1 protein-coding gene is annotated in these 695 nt (G+C 63.2%); it reads left to right on the top strand.

All coding sequences use genetic code 11. The features are described 5' to 3' along the window. Nucleotides 1-484: glycosyltransferase (locus J1C49_RS21520; RefSeq protein ID WP_227447857.1), on the top strand; the 484-nt coding region annotated here is incomplete at its 5' end. Between the last annotated feature and the right edge of the window lie 211 nt (nucleotides 485-695).

The following is a 695-nucleotide window of genomic DNA, read 5'->3' as shown; positions in this document are numbered from 1 at the left end:
GCGCCATCCCGCCGAACAATCCGATTTCTTTCGCCTTGCACGGTTATATGCCGATGGCGGTCTCTACGTCGACGCGGATGATCGCCGTGTCGGCCCGATCCACAAGGTGTTGGATGGCGAGAGCCGCGTCATCCTGTGTTCCGAGCCGCACCGCGCAATCGCGAACAACTTCATGGCCGCCCCCCCTCGTCATCCGCTCTTCAAACTTGCTGCGACCCTGTGCAAGGACGCCATGCTCGCGCGCGACAACGAAAATATCTGGAACAAGACGGGGCCGGGGTTGATCACGCGCGCGACTGCCCGCTACCTGGTGGCGTGCGAACAGGAAGAGCGCGCCGCGGATCTCCGCATCTACACCGTTCAGGAGCTGTCCCGCATCGCGCAGTTCCACGTCAGGATCGCCTACAAGGACTCACCGACCTACTGGAAGGCGAACAGCCCACGCACGGCGTCTCCCAGACGCGCTGCTGTGTCGAAGACGTAAAGGGGACGTGCGGTCCAACGTATATCGAGGACCGCTACAAACGGGTGTGGCGGAAGGCACCCGCCGCCGGTTTCACCCGCGCTCAGGCAGCTTCGGAGCCACCGATCCGCTTCAGGATGGACGCAGGCACCTGACGCGCGGCCGACACCCGCGGCATGCTCATCTCCGCAATGGTCCGCTCCTCGCCATAAAGATCGACGTATTCCTGGTA

Source organism: Cognatishimia sp. F0-27, from assembly GCF_020667845.1.
In the GTDB taxonomy this organism is placed as follows: Bacteria; Pseudomonadota; Alphaproteobacteria; order Rhodobacterales; family Rhodobacteraceae; genus JAFMPQ01.
This window is presented reverse-complemented; position numbering and strand designations above follow the sequence as displayed.